At 55.3% G+C, this 17,555-nt stretch carries 12 protein-coding genes; 4 read left to right on the top strand and 8 right to left on the bottom strand.

The window, feature by feature from the left end:
* Nucleotides 1–1,468 precede the first annotated feature (1,468 nt).
* The 4 genes from tnpC to FH08_RS0111745 form a co-directional block, all read right to left on the bottom strand.
* Nucleotides 1,469–3,067, bottom strand: coding sequence for an IS66 family transposase (tnpC, locus tag FH08_RS0111760; protein ID WP_031358507.1), 1,599 nt, complete (start codon nt 3,065–3,067; stop codon nt 1,469–1,471).
* Between the two features lie 51 nt (nt 3,068–3,118).
* Nucleotides 3,119–3,505 (bottom strand): IS66 family insertion sequence element accessory protein TnpB, encoded by a 387-nt coding sequence (tnpB, locus tag FH08_RS0111755; RefSeq protein WP_419177994.1) that lies wholly within the window; start codon nt 3,503–3,505, stop codon nt 3,119–3,121.
* A complete protein-coding gene (gene tnpA / locus FH08_RS54330; RefSeq protein ID WP_031358505.1) occupies nt 3,493–3,870 on the bottom strand; it encodes an IS66-like element accessory protein TnpA in 378 nt (125 codons plus the stop codon). The genes tnpB and tnpA overlap by 13 nt, the downstream gene beginning before the upstream one ends.
* 94 nt (nt 3,871–3,964) lie before the next feature.
* Nucleotides 3,965–4,885 (bottom strand): glycoside hydrolase family 75 protein, encoded by a 921-nt coding sequence (locus FH08_RS0111745; protein WP_075583326.1) that lies wholly within the window; start codon nt 4,883–4,885, stop codon nt 3,965–3,967.
* A 319-nt stretch (nt 4,886–5,204) separates the two neighbouring features.
* Between FH08_RS0111745 and FH08_RS49430 the strand changes: the two genes are divergently transcribed.
* Entirely contained in the window at nt 5,205–6,002 is a 798-nt protein-coding gene (locus tag FH08_RS49430) for a glycoside hydrolase family 19 protein (protein ID WP_051888150.1), read from the top strand.
* 419 nt (nt 6,003–6,421) lie between these two features.
* Here the strand turns inward: FH08_RS49430 and FH08_RS0111735 are convergent, their stop codons facing one another.
* The 3 genes from FH08_RS0111735 to FH08_RS0111715 form a co-directional block, all read right to left on the bottom strand.
* Nucleotides 6,422–7,999 carry a hypothetical protein gene (locus FH08_RS0111735; protein WP_031358502.1) on the bottom strand — a complete coding sequence of 526 codons (1,578 nt, stop codon included), beginning with the start codon at nt 7,997–7,999 and terminating at the stop codon, nt 6,422–6,424.
* 464 nt (nt 8,000–8,463) lie between these two features.
* Nucleotides 8,464–8,646: a hypothetical protein gene (locus FH08_RS0111725; RefSeq protein ID WP_031358501.1), complete on the bottom strand. Its 183-nt coding sequence runs from the start codon at nt 8,644–8,646 to the stop codon at nt 8,464–8,466.
* 718 nt (nt 8,647–9,364) lie between these two features.
* Complete coding sequence (locus tag FH08_RS0111715; RefSeq protein ID WP_031358500.1) at nt 9,365–9,985, bottom strand: hypothetical protein; 621 nt, start codon at nt 9,983–9,985, stop codon at nt 9,365–9,367.
* Nucleotides 9,986–11,106: 1,121 nt separating this feature from the next.
* Between FH08_RS0111715 and FH08_RS0111705 the strand changes: the two genes are divergently transcribed.
* On the top strand, nt 11,107–12,741 hold the full coding sequence (locus FH08_RS0111705) for a hypothetical protein (protein ID WP_152602800.1): 1,635 nt from the start codon (nt 11,107–11,109) through the stop codon (nt 12,739–12,741).
* Nucleotides 12,742–13,075: 334 nt separating this feature from the next.
* Here the strand turns inward: FH08_RS0111705 and FH08_RS0111700 are convergent, their stop codons facing one another.
* A complete protein-coding gene (locus FH08_RS0111700) occupies nt 13,076–14,395 on the bottom strand; it encodes a hypothetical protein (RefSeq protein WP_031358497.1) in 1,320 nt (439 codons plus the stop codon).
* A 1,258-nt stretch (nt 14,396–15,653) separates the two neighbouring features.
* On the opposite strand from FH08_RS0111700, the gene FH08_RS51815 reads away from it, so the two are divergent.
* Complete coding sequence (locus tag FH08_RS51815; protein WP_152602799.1) at nt 15,654–16,490, top strand: hypothetical protein; 837 nt, start codon at nt 15,654–15,656, stop codon at nt 16,488–16,490.
* Nucleotides 16,491–17,011: 521 nt separating this feature from the next.
* Nucleotides 17,012–17,425 (top strand): hypothetical protein, encoded by a 414-nt coding sequence (locus FH08_RS51810; RefSeq protein WP_152602798.1) that lies wholly within the window; start codon nt 17,012–17,014, stop codon nt 17,423–17,425.
* Nucleotides 17,426–17,555: the final 130 nt, after the last annotated feature.

Below are 17,555 nucleotides of genomic sequence, written 5' to 3'. Positions count from 1 at the left end.
CGCCTTCAACGAATCGCTTCATGAGTCACCCGGTCTCAATGCGTTGATTCAGTTTAGGCGATCAATGCGTTTTCACACACCCTCGGCCACTTGCGGACGCCCGTCCGCGGTTGCCAGCGGACTTTGGAACGGCGGCTTCGAATCACACAACGGACCCTCGTGAGCCAAATGATCGTTCGTGTACTAAATCGCGGAGATCTGAAGTCGCAATGAGTTTCCTCGCGGGCGGCCAAGATTGCGTCGAGTGAGTGGGAGAGTCCATCGTCGATCAGGAGTTGCAGCTTAGTGTTTAGGGATGATGTACGGCTATCCCGAAGAACTGGTTCGTCGAGCACATCATAGCGATGTCTATTCGATCGCAAGACAAGAATGAACGCCGCTAGCCGAGATGGGTTGTAGTGGTGTCTCTTCCCGGCCCTTGTAGGTGTCCTTAATCGCACCCCATCGATCTAAGACAGCCTGTTGCGATCCCCCTCTGCAACGATTCTCTCGAAATTTATCGAGCATACAATCCACAAGCGACTTTTCACTCTTCGCACCGGAGCACGATGCCTTCCAGGAGAAGGGGTCGCACTTTGAGCCGCCCGGCAAATTGTTCGCAACTACGATCATTGCGACATTTCCGTACTCCGACTTCAATCCGAGGCGGGAGTATCGTTTGAGACGTTCCTCGTACTCGCCGGTAGACGTCAATTTCGGCTTTGACGAACTCAGGATCTTTCATCGCCTCAAAGAAAGCGTCGCGAATGTCGGGGGCGCACGCGAGCCGCCCTTGCTTATTGGCCTCGCAAACCCATTGTGCGCTTACGCACCCGTTATTGATTGGAATGTTCAAGGGACCAAAGATCTTTTCATACTGATCTTTGCTACGGGCCTGATATACGTGCAAAACTTTAGGTAGGTTATTTTGCGTCCAGTGGGCAATGCCGAAAGTTAGCCCGTCGAGGCCGAAGTAGTCGTCGAAATGCTTACTCCCACACGACTCAGTGACCGCGTATAGAAATCCACCATACGCTCCGGCTGCCTTGCATGTTGCTATGCGTTGACATATAGGATCGAGCCTAGGTTTGCTAACGTTGTGCCCGCAAGCAGCCGTCCAGACGGGGTCACCGTTGCCATTCGGTTTATGAAGTAATTGCCCCCCGCCTGATGCCTCTGCGCGACACTTCGAGTTGGACAAGCTTGGGCATGCACCCTGAGCAAACATTTTAGAAGGTGTAATAGCACCGGCCAACAAGGCAACCATGACGAACTTCGTTGGCGACATCCATTTCTTGTAGCGCTCGACCATTTTTAAGCTCCACCAGAAGCACCTTTGCGTTTTGTGGCGTGCCCGTGCGATCTTAATGGGATCTGCAATCTGACCGTGTCGCCGCAAGCCCAGCGCCATTTCCAGCGTCAGTTTCGTAAGCGTCCGAGCGAGGCCGTCCTTGACGCGAATCGCGATTTGGAGGGCGACGAAGCGAAGTTAGGCGGCGTATGAGGGCAACTGATCAGCAACGGCCCATGGCAGCAGTTCGCTTACGCGATTGACCGGATGGTCGGCAATGCGAGAGAGAACATGGCGCAGATACGCCTCGGGATCAAGGCCATTGAGTTTGGCAGTCGCGACCAACGTGTAGATCGCGGCGCCTCGCTCGCCACCGCTGTCAGAGCCGAAGTGCAGGAAGTTTTTGCGACCGAGCGCTACCGCTCGTAACGCGCGTTCGGCGGCGTTATTGTCGATCTCAACGGCGCCATCATCGATAAACAACCTGAGCGCTTGCCATTGATTCAACGAGTAGTTGATCGCTTTAGCCGTATCACCTTTCTGCGACACCATACTCAACGTCGAGCGCAGCCAGAGCTCGAAGTCGTCCATCAGCGGGCGGGTTCTTTCCTGTCGCACGCGCCATCGCTCGTTCTGCGGCTTGCCGCGGATCTCGGCTTCGATTGCGTATAACTCGCCAATCCGACGCAGCGCCTCCGTGTTCACCTCGTTCTTGCGCGCAACGAACAGATCGTGGAATTTACGGCGAGCGTGCGCCATGCATCCCGCTTCGCGCACGGCGCCCGCCTCATAAATCGCGTCGTAACCGGCGAACGCATCTGCTTGCAGTGTCCCTTTGAAGTTCAACAGATGTGCCTGGGGATGCTCACCGGCTCGATTGGGGCTGTAGGCAAACCAGGCCGCTGGTGCGTCGTTTGAACCGGATGGCCGGTCGTCTCGAACGTACGTCCAGATCCGACCGGTCCTGGTCTTGCCGTTACCGGGCTCCAGTACCGGCACGGGCGTGTCATCGGTGTGGATCTTCCTGGCCGACATCACGTACTGACGAATCGTCTCGACCAACGGACGCACAAGCGCGCTGCACTGGCCGACCCAGTCAGCGAGTGTCGAACGGCTCAACTCGACGCCGTCACGCGCATAGATCATCGATTGTCTGTACAGGGGAAGATGGTCGCAGAACTTGGCGACAAGAATATGGGCAAGCAGACCTGGGCCCGGCACGCCGCGATCAATCGGACGGCTGGGTGCTGCAGCCTGAACGATGCAATCACAGCAGGTGCAAGCCTTCTTGGGACGACGATGACGGATCACGCGCCAATGGCCGGGCACATACTCAAGCTGCTCGGCAACGTCTTCACCGAGATCGGCCAGTGCACCACCACACTGCGGGCAAGCTTCTTCGGCTGGCTGATGAACGATGTCCTGGCGCGGCAGATGATTGGGTAGTGGCTTGCGGCCAGTCGACTTGCCGCCTTCGGCCCGACGTGGTTTCGGTGACTCGACGGCGGCGGCGCCATCCTCCGTCTGGAGGTCTTCGAGGCGAAGTTCAAGCTGTTCAATCTGGCGATCAATCTTCTCGGATTTGCGGCCGAACTGCATGCGCTGCAGCTTGGCAATCCACAGCTTCAGATGCTCGATCTCGAGCGCCCTGTCCGACAGATTCTTCTGCAACGTCGAGACGGTGCCGCGTAGTTGCTCGAGGTCGCCATCTCGCTCCCGCAGCGCCGCTTCACGAGCGAGCACAAGGGCTTTTAAGGCCTCAATGTCGTCTGGGAGTGAGTCGTCGCCGGATGTCATGCGCGTAGTTTACGCCGACAAATGGCTCGATTACCTCGCTGTCACAGACGTTTACAAAGCACTGCGCGGGCGAGCTGCATCAAGTGGCTGACGCCAGTCGAATCCTTCAAGAAGAAGACCAAGTTGCGCGCTCGTTAGACAGACGATACCGCCGTCGGCTCGCGGCCAGGCGAAGCGGCCTCGTTCGAGCCGTTTGGAGAGCAGACATAGTCCGCCATCTCGCCAGTAAAGACACTTGAGCAGGTCGCCGCGTTTGCCCCGGAAGACGAACACGTGTCCTGAGAACGGATCCTTTTGGAGGACTGTTTGCACCTTTGCGGCGAGGCCGTCGAAACCGCATCGCATGTCCGTGAAGCCGGCTGCTATCCAGATACGCGTGCTCATCGACTGCTCGACGACCGAGGCAAGCCCTTGGGAGCGCATCATCAGCTCAGGCATTGCATCACCAAGCGCAGTGCATCGAGATCAACCTGGCCTTCGATGCGGACTTCGCTTCGTGCAAACAGCACTCGCAAGACGCCCGCAGAGGTGCTCGGCTGCGATGGCGCCGTCTCTTCAGGTTCGCTCAACACCACCGGTAACATCAGGCCATCATCGCGCTTCGGGTCGAGTCGACCCTCGAGATACTGCTTGCGCCAGTCGAACACCTGATTTGCATTCACTTCGTGCGCTCGCGCCACTTCCGCGACGGATCGACCAGGCACCAGCGTCTCTCTAACGATTTGGCACTTCTCTTCCACCGTACGGCGACGGTAGCGCCGCGTACTTTGATCGTCGCCCTGAAATTCAGTGACTGTGTCCATGATTTCCCTTTATGGACACAGTGACATTTGTGCCCCAGCGAAAGCATGGGGTGCGATGCGACCAGAATCTAGACGGTCGGGAGCGGACGCTTACTCAGTTTCTCGGCGCACGGACGATACAAGTGTGCAGCCGGGCAGCGCCGCCCCAACTCTCGTAGGCTTCCTCGGCGCTATTGTTTAATCCACGTGGATTATTGCTGTCGTACTTGCCTGTACCGTACTTACGACCGAAAGAAACCAACAGCACTGCGTTATCGCTGACCTGTCCTTTGTCTCGCTCAGCGTACGTAACGTCGGTTTTTTCAGGAAGACCGGCAACTTTCCGCGCTAACGCTACACTTCCCTCGCCGATTCTCGGTCCGGAATCACCCACAACAAATGGAACGGCAATCCTCTTTGAACGGTTGATCGCTACTCCGAAGGAGCCCATGGGTGCATAAGAGCGGATGGAGGGCGGCGCAACAGCAGCGTTAACGATGAGTGGATCGACATATCGCTTTTGATCATGAGTATTTTCGATCGTGGCATCGAACAGCTTCGTCGGCGAGACGTAGAAACTAGACGCTGCGCTTGTGACCGGACGGATACTATTGACCGAGACATTGCCTACAACTGTGCTACCTTCTCCTAGAATGCCGTACCAGTGGATTGCGCCGACCTTTGGATCGCCCCAACCGGCAGCTTCGATCTTCGAAAGATCAGCCATGAATCGCTCCGTGCAATCTCGATTGCTTTTCGAGAGCGTGTATTTGCCCGTCGGTAGATACACGTCGCCGGCATTGCACAGATGGATCAATACCCCCGCGCTTCGGTTCTGGCGGTGATAGGCTTTTCCCGACCCATCGATATTGATGTTCATTTTCGCGAATGCCATGAGGCCGCCGTCGTCCAATGCCATCGACAGGGCGGTACCCCCAAGCTTCTCTTTAAGCCTCCCGAGGCAATTGACGGCAGAGGCGGGAGTAGTAGCCCAAAGTACAAAGACTGCTAGCGTCAACGGCACGAGTTTAGACATCACAATCCTCGGCACGGGAGCCGTTATTGAAAAATTGCTTCGTCTATTGTGACAATTCTTACGTTACAGATGCCGTCGGAGGTGTCCGCTATGCCATTTTTGTGCAGATATGAGCGACACGGAGCTGACTGAAAACATGAAAAGTGATCAACGGCCATGTGCGGGATGTGCTTACTTCACTAACCAAACTGCGTGCGTTCGATTCGTCACCAAGCCGCCTATAATCTCAGCATTGACCTGCACCTAGCGTTCCTGAGGTCCCAAATAAAACTGGGCCGAGAGTGGCGAGTGACATTGATGACGCGCTGAGGAGCCTGAGTTGAACTCGATCAAAAGACTGAATAAAGGTCTCGTGGCTTGGCGCTCCCGCTTCGATGCGAGATTCATGATTGCGATTTTTTCTGGCTTGTGTAATGCCGGCGCTCATGCGTCCGCGTTCGAACCGGACCGCGACTGGTTTTTTGCCACTTGCAAGTCGCTCCACAATTTCAAGAGGACGTCGGCCTCGACGGCAGTGCCGACTTCGGTTGCGCGGCTTAACGACCAGGCGATAGAGTCCATCAACGGCTTTTTCGACCTTTGGAAAGTTCATGGCGATGGTGACCAACGCAAGCTTGCTTATATTCTTGCGACGGCGCGGAGAGAGTCGCAAGGAACATGGCGGCCAGTCCGGGAAGCACCCGGTTGCGGCACCGATGAGACTTGCCGAGAGAAGGCGATTGGGAAGCTCCTTAGCAGTCGGGCGCTAGCGAGTGGGCGACCGGTAGCCGAAAATTACGCAAAGCCAGCGTGGAACGGCCAGCGATATTACGGACGAGGCTATATTCAGCTCACGTTTCCCGTGAACTATAAGAGGGCCGACGATAAGCTTGTCACCGGAACAAAGCTTTTTGACAAGCCGGACTCGGTCATGGAAGAGCGAATAGCTCAGACGATCCTAGTCAGGGCTATGATGGAGGGATGGTATGGAGCCAAGCGGCCCCTCTCGTACTGGCTCAACGCGCAGTCGGAGGACTGGCTGAATGCGCGAAATAACGTCAATCCCGGATCTCCAAACAAAGCTGTGACCGCCGAGTCTGCGAAAGAGATCAACGGCTGTCTTAGGCCGGCGCGGTAGCCTTTTTGCTTCAAAGCATCTTCGATGCGGCTCTTACGTCGCGTTGCCGCCGATGCTAGAAGTCTTGACCGACAATCGTCGAACGCGCGTCTGCGGTCCGTACGGAGCGCTTTCCCTGATTCCCGGGTCATATCTGAGCGAATTGAATCGCCGCGTGATTCAAGGCGGCAGCTGACACAGCACATTCCCGGCTGAGCATTGGGCAGGATGCGGCCATAAAGCGTCATCCGGCTACATCGTGGGCTGGACATTCGTGCGTCGGCTCCTCACTGCGAAGCGGCCATTGAACGGTCTCGTGAAGCCGAAGATCTAGATTGAGGTCTCACCGTGACGAGGCGCGGGCGTTGCACCACGATGATCCGCCGGCATTGCTCGGTAAATCTGAGCGAGGCGCCTGCTGGAATCTTGACGTTCCTCTTTCACAGCGAGAATGCAATATTGGCTGGCAGCTCGACCTGTAAGTAGTCGATGTTCAGATTGAACTCGGCCCGCAATCGAGCGATGAAGCGGCGGGTGACATCGTCTAAGGATGGCTCGCCGACCGCGAACAGCTTCACGGGTTCTAGGCCGCCCGCTCGGAAGCCGTATTCCAGCAACTGCCCCATCGCTTGCCGCACTACCTCGGCGGGGGTGTCAGCGATCTTGATTTCGTACAGGTGACAACCGCTATCGGCCGGGCGCACATCCGCGTCGGCATAGCCGCCGGTTCCGGTTGGGTATTCGGTCCAGACCCGGTCCTTGCCATACTGAGCTGCCAATCTAGCGAACAAGGCCGTCTGGACGACATTGTGCCGCAGCGCGATTGTGCGCTGGGCCGGCGGGAGGTTGGCAAAGGCGCTAGATGGCCGCTCCAAGTGCCCGGGCGGGATGTCATCGGGTCTGGCGCGGGTGCGCAGTTGGTGCACGACGAACCAGGGGAACATATTGCGGACCAGTATATCTTCACCAAACAAAGCAAGCCGGTCCAAGTGGGCCACTAGAGCTTGCGCACGCACAGCCCAGCTCTTGGAGTCCGGTATGACGAAGTTTGTGTGCTCGGCGAACCACTTAAGTGCTTTGTCTTGACTGCTCGCATCCACAGTGGTGTGGTAGAGGCGAGGATGCGTTCCAGCGAAAACTCGTGCTACCAAGAGACGAGGCACCATATCGATTCGTCCCTCGGACTTCCAGCGTTCGAAACGTTCCGTGATGCGTTCAAAATTCGCCGGGGATCCATCTTCGTGGATGTCGCGGATGACCTGTATGAACTCTTCGCGCATCTCGTCTGCGATGCGAGCCCTTAGCAAGCCTCGCCCTGCATGCGCAATGGCACTGTTAGCTTCCTTCCACAGGGTGACAAACAGGTCCTGTGGGCGGTCGTCGGAGAGGTCTTTCGCGATGGTCTGAGTAGTCTCGCGGTAACCCGGTAACCAGCGCGATTGAAGCCAGTTTAGGGGGGCGAGGAAGCCCTCAAGGAAGATCCGTGCTTCGGCATCCAACACGGCGGGCGCCAATATAGCGTTGTCTGACTCAATGACTGACAGGCTTGGCGAGGAGTTGGTCGGTGTCGCGGGGTCCACCCGAGGCCCCCCTTTCAATCGTGCGCGTGCGGCGTCCACAGCCGCGGCGGAGAATTCATTAGGAAATCGGTCGATAATGGCTTCGAAACTCAGTTCCCGCAGCCCGGCGCCTTGAAGCACCTTGAAACCTTCGGACGGGTGCCGGTTCAGTACCATACGTTCGGCGGCAGCCAGCGCGCCATGTTTGGCAAGCATGGTGCGGGTGCGATTGGCGCGGTAGGCGCGGTTATTGAGCCGGCTCTGCTCTTCTTCGTACGCATAGAGCGCGATGGCAACGGCTTGCTGCGCGGGACTGGTGTAGCCCTCCTCGATGGCTCGAAGCTCTCGTGCACGCTCGAGCGCCTGGGCCGACAAGTCCGGACGCCCTAGCCGCTGCGCGTTTTCTGCGATCTGCCGGGCGTCCTGCGACGTCTTGAGCTGTGCTATTCGGTTATCCACGAATTATTCCTCGTATATTCAAAAGATGCTGGCATGTACGCGGCCCGCTGTGGCCAAACGGCAAGCGACCGCACAATGCGGGAGGTTTGCTGAATTACCGCCGGCCCGGTCATCGGCGCCGGTGAAATGTGGGCCGTCGATCCGTTCCGGTTGCCCTCAAAAAACTGAACGACCTCCTCGAACGTCTCTTCGTGGCCGACCAGAGCGTCATTGCCGTCGGCCGTGCTCGACCCCATATGCGGACCTCCAGTTCTCTCGATAGCGGACGCCCAGAAAAGGAGCGGCGTTTGGCGGTCATCGCTGGCTCCGCAGTGTCCAAGCATGCAGGGATCATCAAACGCGCGATCGTCGGTACCCGTGCGGAGCGCGGTAACTTCGGACGCGCATGAACGGATTGATAGATTTGTACGCCAAGCCGGTTTCGTCGGAGTTGGCGTAATGGCGTCAAACCCATTGGCCGACTCTTATTCGCGCCCGGCGTTCCGCGCGTGACGAGCCTCGGCGCTCTTCGCACGGATTTCCTTCACAAGCGCTTGCCGGAGCAGCGCCATCTCGATCAGATCGAGTTGATACAGGTAACTGCGTTGACGGACCTTGAGCCATAGGCTACCGAGCACAATGCCTGCGCCCAGCGCGAGCGTAGCCATGTTCCCGTTTCGGGGGATTCTCGCGATCTTCGATTGCCGCCCGATTGAATTGCTGACCGTGCGGAGCAATGACGACGTGATGGCCATGCCCCTCAAGTTCAAGAAATAACTGATTGGCAAACGCGAGAGCATGCTCCAAGCCGGCCTTCGTGACTGCGAGGTCGAGCAGGAGCTTTTTTGCAGGCTGAAGGTATTGGGGGTGACTATAAGAAGGGACTCGCCCATTTTCGAACAATTCTCTCGCGCCTCTGATGAGGCCATGCTGACTTGGGCGCGGCCGGCGAACTCCCGATTTCGCCCGATCCACAGGCGACGAAGGATCGACCTTAAGCGGCGGCGGCGGCATCGCCGCAGGCGCAGTGGCGTATCCATCTCTGTTCCAGGCTTGCTCGTCGCCCGGCCGGGTCTTCGGCAAAGGTGGAGTTTTTTGTTGAATGCCTACCGCTAGCTTCGCCCAATATCCGCGCGCGGGGCGTGGCACACGAAGTCTTGTGCAAACCCTTGCCAGATAACTCGACGAGACACCATATCGCGCAGCAATCTTGAGCATCGGCTGTGACCACACAAGCTCGTAGAGCCTTTCCCGAGTCAGAACCTTCTCGTCCGTTACGTCCGCCCCTGCAACGGCATCACTGTTTTCATCTGCGGAAGTCATTCGTCCTCCTGCTGTGATCTGCATGCCCCATACAGCGTCCGGTTGCTATTCTGACTGAACCAGTTACCTTCCGGGCAGCGGGTCGAGGTTCACACGCCTCACGAAAACCAATTTTTCATGCTTCATGCCCTTCGCTGTGCGCAATTGCCATGCTGGCCGGTCTGCGGATCCAGTACTGCCGTCCGCCATCGACTGATGGTCCAGTGACTGGATACCGTCAATGCCATGCTGCCTGGCCCAGCCAGGCGCTTCGCGAGTAGAGATGCCTATCGTCTCGCCAGTGAACAGCGGCAGAAATTGCTCAGTGAATTTCTGCAGGTCATCAACATCGACGACTCGCGCTGCTCGTCGCTGCAGTTTGCCGGTTCGAGTCCTGACCAGGCCTATGTTGATCAGGTGGTACATCACTTCCTGCTTGACGCCGAGCCGACGGGCAGCTTCAACAATAGATATCTGAGAGCCCGATTCGACCGGCACGTGCACGGCAGAGATCACCTCGCCACGGTCGGCGAAAATATCCCGCAACGCTGGTACCTTGTCCTGCTCGAAGACGAGGCGTACGGCACCGTTCACGAGTCCATTGAAGAATGCAGCTGACGCTTCAACAGGAACGTACAGACGCAATGCGTCGGCTACGCTGACCGGGTCCTCGAACGCCGGGGCGTCCTGGACACGGGCCGCCATGACGCTGCCGAGCCGGCGATCGACGGACCTCGTGTCGATCCGAGCCTCAGTTGAACGGATCAGGCCTGCCTTCAGCCTATAGGCATCTCGCGATTAAATCCGTGGTCTGTTAGTTGGACGCGAACGCCTGTGCCAGCGGTCGAACAAAACAGAGCGCATTAAATTTCCTCATCTCGTAAGTGCGGTAACGAACAGTTGTCAGGCTCTAGAAATGCTTCCGACCACTTGACGAATTTGTAGTGTTTGCTTTCAGCTGACTGCTCACCTATGTTTCAATTGCACTCCGAAGTTTCACGATAGCGAGCAGTCCGGGGGCAATATGAAGACGAATCTCCGCTGCACTGTATCGATCACTGCAACAGCTACCACCTTTCTGCTAAGTTCGTCCTATCTACGCGCCGATACGCGTGACTTTCACGTTTGGTCTCCCGGGAAGGCCGAGGTCCATGTCGAGATTCTCGATTACAACCCCGCGACGGGGGCATTTCACGCGGACCTATATAAATGGAATCAGTGCGCAAAATGGCGAACGGGACCCGTGGCGAACAGGTCCAATCCTGAAAAAAGCAGCGAGAATGCGCCGCAAACAATCGCCAACATTCCGTGGAACAATGATGGCACCCTTAGTACGTGGCAAGTAAAGATTCTGAATGTGGACGATCCGCATGGGCCTTCATATTTCGCCAAGAAAGGTGCCGTTATTGCGGTTTGGGACCCCGCTCAAGCCGACTTTCAGCCAGGGGGCAATATGAATGACGCGATAGTGCCCTTACCGGATAATTGCGCCCCCATCGCGGCTGGCGGTGGCAAGGCTACGCAGTCGACGTACGGCCCAAACGACACCGACTGTGCGCAAAACCCGAACTTAAAAGGTTGTCCGTCGGCGGGAGGAACAATCCCAATAATGACGGGGACTTTCTAACGAAAGAGCTTGAAAAGCCACGAAAAAACATGCAAATAAACTGGCAAATATTTGACGTAAACCTCCCTTATCGGCAGCGCGCGGGTGTACTTAACCGGGAGCAGATTCTTCGGCTTGCAATTGCGGGATTATTTGCCTAAAAAGTACTGTGCACGTCGCAAAAAATGACTTTACTAACAACCGCGCGCAGGGATTAGCCATGAAAAAAAAAGGTACTCTAAGCATATCTTTGGCCGCGTTCAGTGCATCGCTCTTAGTGGGCTGCGAGAGCTTTCATCCAGTTGATAGTTCATCAGCTATACAAGATTCTGCACCGCTACAATTGGACGTAGCTTCATTGTGTCCTGAGAGGTCCGGGCTAACTCACGAGTTGATTAAGGCGACACAAAACTGGCTTCTTTGTAAGTACAAACCCTCGAACTTACCTCCTAGGGAAATGGAACCGTATTTCTCGCTAGCTCTATCCGTCTCCCAAGGAGATAGTCCAGTTAATTCAATCGACGACGTAGGTTTTTGGGCGAAGCTTGTAGGACCTCTTCACCAGACGGTAACGTCCGCTGTGGTGACCCTAAAAATTGATGACGGAACCGCTGCCAATCACCCGGAGATTCCGATCTTCTCCTTAACTCGCTCCGGTGACGGAGCGTCTCCGGCGATCCCGTCATCTCCCGGCGACACAATTCTCCCCGACGGGTTGTCTGTTATGCCGTTCTCGTCGGCAGGTCCGACGCAAAATTGGACCGCGACAATCAGCTACAAGTACTCTGATGCCGTTAACGACCATCTTGCAAGTACTGCGATACAAAGTGCGAAGCAAATCCTCAAGATTTATCCAGTAATAGGAGGATTCGCGAGCACAATAATAGATCAGGAAAATAAAGCCGATCGTAACAAGATGGACCAATATATCAGTGGGCTCTTTTCTCACCCGGGTCAATCCCCAAGCCTATCGTTGAGCCTCTCGGCCAACGACTATGCCCAGCTCGACCATGTAGAAGCGGTGATGTACGACGCCGACCTCAATAGCGCCAAGAAAAAAGTAGTCGCATATGTAATGCTTACGCCAAGGTTTATCTCTTCTCTCTTCACCGACAAGCACGACGCCAGCGGGAAGCCGGAATACGGCGGCGTGGGTTACGCCGGGCGTCGCATTCCAGAATTGGGCAATCAAAGTGTAATCGCGATTTATGCCGCAAAACATGGCGATCTGGAGAGCGGACTAGCAAACGGGCAAGTCGACACTTTCAAACAAGTATGTCTCAACGGCTTACAGCAATTCACAGATCTTGGCCTTGAACCGGACACAGATGCAGTATACGCAACTTGGCTCGTTCTAACGGGCTCGCCTGCGGCCGATAAAAAGGTTGAGTCAGACGCAATGTGCCCGAGCATAGTATTGAAGACGATGGCCGAGTTAGGTCTTGCACCATTTGGATTCCAAGGTGCAAGTGGCGACACCGACCCTAAGCAGCGGCAACAAAATATACTGGCATCTAATTCGAAAACAGATGCGGTTGCGACAGCCGTCGCCCTTCAGGATGCAAATCTTGCTCAATATTTTGCTCCACGGGTTATTGTCACGCAGACAACCAATGCGTTGAATGGTATTCCGATAGGCAGCCCTGTCTACGTCGACGCTTCCCCTCTTGCTGATGCAATCAAAGCAAAGGGGACTGGCAATCTAAGTAACTATAAGCATACGAATTTAGCATCTCCCGTTGTTCAGGCGACACTCGCGATCGGCGAAAGGCACTACTCCGTAAAAATTCGCTGGTCTGGGATCTCGGACAGCGATGTGATCACGTCAATGGACATCGATGACATGGCGGGCTAGGTCGGCCCGAGAAGCCTACCACTGCTACCTCTTCGCCTTGTTCTTCAAACGAGACTTACGATGGGCCATAACCCGTATCAACAATGGCAAGAGCTTTGCGCTGAATAGAATGCAGTCAAGGCGGAACTCGATAAAGCATATTTCCGAATGTCACTCTGAATCCGTCCAGTACCCAGTTTGGTGCCTTCGAGGCTTCGTGACAAAAAATGAGAAGCCGTCAAGAAACGAAACGAATGGATGAGTTCATAGAGAACAATACGTTATCCGAACGACCTGCGCCAATCTGAATGCACTTCGCAATTCTTGGTGGGAGCTGATTTTCCTGGGTAACCTTCTATTTCGCTACTAAGGTTGGAGCGATGCATTTCGATCTAGCCGTCGCCATCATATCTGGCGGCGGAGCTAGGCGAGCATCGGACAAGCCAAAGTCGGAAGCTTTTTTTCCTGAGCGAACTTTCCACAAGTGAATTTCGTCTTTCAAGTCCATAAGTGCAGGAGCGTGCGTATCTCTCAGTGAAACTAATGATTCGTTCGACAATGTAGGCTCCGGAATCGAATCGATGTAGTACGCAACATCGCGAGCTAGGCGGTCCGCAACCCAACTCAGATTGCCGGCGGTGAAATTCGCAGCAATTATTCGTCGACGTTCCGCAGGGGACAGGAAACGATGAGCCTTTGCTTCGAATGCGGCGACAGCCGCTGTCGCTTCTCTTGTTTTCTCTTGACGCACATCTATCTGTACCGCACGGTCGAAAAAGAACGCGTAGTCAACCTCAGTTGGAACCCAGCCGTTGGTCCAGTAGGAGCAGTAGAAGTCGGCTACGCCTTCAAAGATCCCCGAGGTGCCCTTATCACCCATGACCGCATCATATATGTCACGGACATCCTTGCTAGAGGCCAAGGATCGGAATCCCTGCGTCCAGGCTGCGCGACGCGCCGGTACTGCCGCGACAGAGCTAACAAGCGCCGTTGCACTGGATTCGGTTCGCGTTTGCGAGAGAGATCGCACGCTCTCCGCCTCGCTTCCAAAATTTTCGCCAATGAGTAGAGGAGATTTGTCATCGATCTTCCGTAGGATGGCCTGCACTTGGAAAGCTTGGCCCGCTGTAGCCCCCAACGGTCCCCACGTCAAAATGCCTTGGTCTCTTGTGCCCACGTTGAATTCGATATCTGTGTAGTCTGTCGCCTCATAAGAGAATGTCATTGTATGTGCACGGGACTGCGCAGACGGGACAACGATGTCAGGCGAGATTACATGCCAAAGACCAGTCGAGATCGCCCCCTTGCGCGCAGGGTCGTCGACCGCAAGCGATGGGCCAATACTTGCGCACGCTGTCACTTTGCTAATCGTCTGCGCCGTCGCGGGTCCAATTGTGCCGTCAGCAAAGCTGCGCTCATCGGGAATGGATATCCCGCATGTTTCCGCAGCAACCGCGAGCTGTCTTTGGAACAGGATGACGGCCCCATAGCGCCCATCACGGATCGTCTGATGCGGTTGTGGTCGGAACAGGACGATCGACTCAGGTGCATTTTGCGCGGTGGCAAGAGACGCAGCGCATACCGTCAGAGCGGTGAGCCTGCGAAAAACGGTAAGGCACAGCTTCATCATGACCAAGTCGCCAGTTGTAGGACCGCGTGGGATCATTGTCTTCATGATGTGCTCCGCACTCGACTACTGCTGTGCTCGTCGTAAGCGTGTGTCTGCGAGTCTCGAACTCGTGTTTGCAATTATGAGATCCGCTTTGTCACGCTGTGCTTGAGTCGGTGGAGAGAATCCAAATAGCTCAGGACTGCGATTCGCATCAAATGGGGGAAAGTCAAGAGGCGCCATAAAATTTTCATTGGTTTCAGCTGGCGCTACCCTACACATACCAAAGGACGCGACTGAGCCAGCCGCAAAACGCAAGAATGCACGACGCGCGATCATTTTAGCCTCCACAACACGGTGCTAAGCGGCCGTTGCCCGCAGGCATTGAACCCTTGCGATCTCGACTCGTTGCCCGCCCAGCAATCTTTAGTTTGTATGGGTCTCGGTTGCGGCCTGATTATGTCACTTTAGGCCAGCGATCGGCATGGCACCAGCCAAATGCAGATCACTTTCCGCCTATAGCAACGCGCACGCAAAATCATCGTCATCTGGACACACTTCCAACTGCGAGGATTGCGGCCCCTTTCACTATCTGGATGTTCACAACTCATCCGCTCCCTTCTAGACGCAATCGTAAAGCCGTCATTCTCGGCTTGACCTCGTTGGATGAGCGCAATCATAACGGCCACCACCTGCTGGTCAGGTTTCACAGCCGCCTGCCGTCACGTTTGGAAGCGGACGTTTCCGTTCGGTTACTTGGGTTCCAGCCCGATTGTCCGCAATGGTTAAGGCTTGAACGACGTCTGGCGGCCGGCACCCCAGCCTGCTCACATGCCTGCGGATCATGGTAGGCTTCCTATGTACTATATTCTTGGCGAATGGGATCCATGCACTGGCAGTGACGTGGGGACGGAGTCGGTACCGATCTGATCCGCGACGAAGGGGGCATAACGAAACTGACATGCACCTATGGCGTGGGCGCGTTTGTAAACCAATGCTGACACTTCGGCGATAGACAGCCACCTACTGGCGAATGCGCTGCTTTAGTAGTTGTTCAATTCAAGGTCCAAATGCGGGATCGCCTCCTAGCTTTAGGAGCGGGACGAATCCAGCCAGCCATCTGAGGAGACGCGAGGCTGACGCTGGGTAGCATTTATATGGACATTAATTGAGACTTCGGAGCAGGCATTGGCTTCTAGCCAAATGCGTACAACTGGGTTCGGCAGCCCGCATATCTTGTTTGAATATCCTACGCGTGCATCCTATCCTCATAGTCGGGAACAGCCAGTTCTCCGCGGAGACCTTCGCATGCATGTGACTAGGCGTGATAAAACTCGACCACGGGCGAAAGATGTTTTGCAATCCTAGGTTTATGAAGCGCGTTTTCATCCCATACCTAATCATCTTGGTAGCGGGATGCTCATTAATTGCGCAAACTGATGTCAGCCCATCGGTCGCCTACCGCGATGCAATCCGTGCGGCAGCCGTGGTTACACCAGAGAAGGTTCAACCTCTCACCCCCGTTTCCGGCGGTGATGCAGTTTTAGTCGTTTCATGGGTATCGCCGGCCGGGGCCAAAGCCAGTTGCTCTATCCCGCCCGGCCAGTCATCCTGCCAGTTCACTCGCAGTTCGGATTCAGTTCCCCGCGAGACGCCCGTTTGGGTCGTCTTGCACGACGAACTTCGAAGCAAGTGCGGCGCGTGGCAGCTTCACGACTTTGCGCTCCAGCAGCGCATGGAACAACTCTTAGGCCTGCCCCTTAATCAACCCGAGCCGTTTCGCAAGACAGAGTTCCTGATAATGCGCGTATCGCCCAGCGCCTTGTATCGACCTTGCGTTGGAGAAGACGACAGTGATCCATCACATCCGAGTTGTCTGGTGCGCATGGACGCGGCCGTGCACCCTCAGCCGGAATGGCTATCCGCCTTCGTAAGTCAATATTCCGTTTGGGCGTATGTGTTGCCGGAAAGCGGCGCACCAGGATATCCGTTCACGCGACTGGGATATACCTACGACTGGCATCTGCCACCGTCCGAAAAAGGAAATTATGGAGTTTCGGAATTTATCATCTCCTTGAACACGCCAATAACCGTAATTGGCACTGAGACAACGGATGCATTCTGCGACCTAGGTCAAAAGAGGATAACGAACGCGTTTTAGCGGTCGGAGTTTGCGAATCATCATAACGCAGACTTGAGATGTCTGACGATCGGCAGTCGATAGGTTTGGACGAAGCTATTTGCTAGGATCTGTAAAGATTAGCGAAACGAAAACCGACGCGGCGGCATATGGTTTTTCGGACTATTTGTTTCGTCAAAGCGCATGCTAAAAGAATAGGATAAAAATCGTTCAAGTACCAAAAATCGCAACGTTTGCAGCCTTATTCTGCTTCATTTGCAATTAAGTAGGAGCCACTCCGTTTCAATGAAGTGTCACAAATAGCCAACCCCGCGATAAGGCGGAGTACGGTGTGCCGTAACTGCTGATTCGCAGGAATTTGATGGAGGATTTTACGCCGTGCTCAAAGATTGCTCACCGCGTTTGCGGTGGTATTTTGTCTACATGATCATCCGGGGCACCGCGGTAACGTCCCGTGTGGTTATGGTGGTGGTCGCTCGTCGCTCTGGGGCGCCCGGGTCAGTCAACTGCTTACCTCCTTTCCGTTAGCGTAGGAGTACTCCATGGCAAAGCTTCCTTTTGCTCTTTGTGCGGTGCTGGCGATTACTCTATTGACTGGACCATTACTAGATGCAAAGGTGAACACACGCGCGTTTTATTGCGGTGCCGGGACCGGCGATAAGCCGGAATTTCAGACTGTTCAGCGAGACTGCAAGATCACCGCGCATTACGGCTATCATTTTGATATTAGGTATCTCGACGATGGAGAATGGGTGAGACGACAGCCGGGCGACAACACAGAATGGATTCCCGCGTCCCCTCCTGAAGGGGAGTGTAGAAATAACGTTAATTTCGTCAAAAGTATAGTAAATAATATACACATCACCATACATGTCCGTGCGGACGCCAACAACGGCACCAACTGTGGTGGGTGGAAAAAATTTACCGTACCCGAAGTTCCCGGGGTACCGAAATAATATCGCTCCGAGTTTCATCAAATCAGGGCAATTATCTGCTCCTACCAAAGCAGTCCAGCGGCTATGGCCGAACAAATCGGACGGACGCGTCCTCCAGAGTGGCTGCATTGAGGAAACTCGAGCGGCGGTC

The sequence above is a fragment of the Caballeronia sordidicola genome (assembly GCF_000729995.1).
In the GTDB taxonomy this organism is placed as follows: Bacteria; Pseudomonadota; Gammaproteobacteria; order Burkholderiales; family Burkholderiaceae; genus Caballeronia; species Caballeronia sordidicola_A.
The sequence above is the reverse complement of the archived record's forward strand: the minus strand, read 5'-3'. Positions and strand labels throughout refer to the sequence as shown.

Coding starts and splice junctions, on each gene's coding strand:
- tnpC (WP_031358507.1), bottom strand. CDS start 3,067: ATGACATCCGGCGACGACTCACTCCCAGACGACATTGAGGCCTTAAAA.
- tnpA (WP_031358505.1), bottom strand. CDS start 3,870: ATGGACACAGTCACTGAATTTCAGGGCGACGATCAAAGTACGCGGCGC.
- FH08_RS0111705 (WP_152602800.1), top strand. CDS start 11,107: ATGAAAAAAAAAGGTACTCTAAGCATATCTTTGGCCGCGTTCAGTGCA.
- FH08_RS0111715 (WP_031358500.1), bottom strand. CDS start 9,985: ATGGCGGCCCGTGTCCAGGACGCCCCGGCGTTCGAGGACCCGGTCAGC.
- FH08_RS0111700 (WP_031358497.1), bottom strand. CDS start 14,395: ATGAAGACAATGATCCCACGCGGTCCTACAACTGGCGACTTGGTCATG.
- FH08_RS0111745 (WP_075583326.1), bottom strand. CDS start 4,885: ATGTCTAAACTCGTGCCGTTGACGCTAGCAGTCTTTGTACTTTGGGCT.
- FH08_RS0111725 (WP_031358501.1), bottom strand. CDS start 8,646: ATGGCTACGCTCGCGCTGGGCGCAGGCATTGTGCTCGGTAGCCTATGG.
- FH08_RS51810 (WP_152602798.1), top strand. CDS start 17,012: ATGGCAAAGCTTCCTTTTGCTCTTTGTGCGGTGCTGGCGATTACTCTA.
- tnpB (WP_419177994.1), bottom strand. CDS start 3,505: ATGCCTGAGCTGATGATGCGCTCCCAAGGGCTTGCCTCGGTCGTCGAG.